1 protein-coding gene is annotated in these 1,200 nt (G+C 46.0%); it reads right to left on the bottom strand.

The annotated features are described in order from the left end of the window. Nucleotides 1–79 precede the first annotated feature (79 nt). Nucleotides 80–1,144, bottom strand: coding sequence for a glutamyl aminopeptidase (gene pepA, locus GMD4S_RS12235; RefSeq protein ID WP_000209181.1), 1,065 nt, complete (start codon nucleotides 1,142–1,144; stop codon nucleotides 80–82). Nucleotides 1,145–1,200: the final 56 nt, after the last annotated feature.

Here is a 1,200-nt window from a genome sequence, read left to right as displayed (position 1 = left end):
CCCTGACGAGCATGGTTGTAGAGATCTCTTATAAGGCTTTCTAGGTTTGGTTCTGCCATCCCGACCACCTCCCTTATGCTTAATAATGTTTAATCAAATCAACCGTTGAACGATCCAATTTTTTCACCAAGGCTTGCAAGAAAGCTTGAGCTTCTAGGAAGTCATCCATCGCGTAGAGAGTTTGGTGAGAGTGGATATAACGAGCGCAGACACCGATGGTTGTTGATGGGACACCACCATTTTTCAGATGAGCTGCTCCAGCGTCTGTTCCACCTTTTCCACAGTAGTATTGGTACTTGATACCTGCTTCTTCAGCCGTTGTCAAAAGGAAATCCTTCATACCTGGGAGGAGCAAGTGACCTGGATCGTAGAAGCGAATCAAAGTTCCGTCCCCAATTTTGCCTTGACCACCATAAACATCACCAGCAGGTGAACAGTCAACAGCTAGGAAAACTTCTGGATCAAACTTAGTTGTAGAAGTATGAGCGCCACGAAGACCAACTTCTTCTTGGACGTTCGAGCCAAGGTAGAGTTCATTTCCGAGTTTTTGACCTGACAAGGCTTCTGCTAGCTCGCTTACCATGAGAACACCGTAGCGGTTGTCCCAAGCTTTTGAGATGATATTTTTTTCATTGGCTGTCAAGATAGCAGAGCTATCAGGGACAATGGTGTCACCTGGACGGATACCAAAGCTTTCTGCCTCAGCCTTGTCCGCAAAACCACCATCAAAAATGATATCTGAAATAGCTGGCATGGTTGGCCCACCTGTTCCACGTGTCAAATGTGGAGGAACAGAACCTGAGATCACGGGAATTTCACGACCGTCACGAGTAAAGAGTTTAAAGCGTTGACTGCTGACCACCATAGGGTTCCAGCCACCGATTTCAACCACACGGAAGGTTCCATCTGGCTTAATCTCGCTGACCATAAAACCAACTTCGTCCATGTGAGAAGCGACTAAGACGCGTGGTGCATCCGCAGCTTCTGAATGCTTGATACCGAAAATACCACCTAAGCCATCTGTCACCACTTCATCCACGTGTGGTGTCAACTTTTCACGAAGATAAGTCCGGACAGGCGCTTCATGACCTGAGATTGCAGCAAGCTCTGTTACTTCTTTGATTTTTGAAAATAATGTTGTCATATCAGTTCCTTCTTTCTGTCCTCCATTTTACCACTTTTTATAGGAGAAGGATAGTG

It is taken from the genome of Streptococcus sp. GMD4S (assembly GCF_000296955.1).
The sequence above is the reverse complement of the archived record's forward strand: the minus strand, read 5'-3'. Positions and strand labels throughout refer to the sequence as shown.

Bases quoted from the DNA above. Each gene is read 5' to 3' on its own strand.
- pepA (WP_000209181.1), bottom strand. From the start codon at position 1,144: ATGACAACATTATTTTCAAAAATCAAAGAAGTAACAGAGCTTGCTGCA.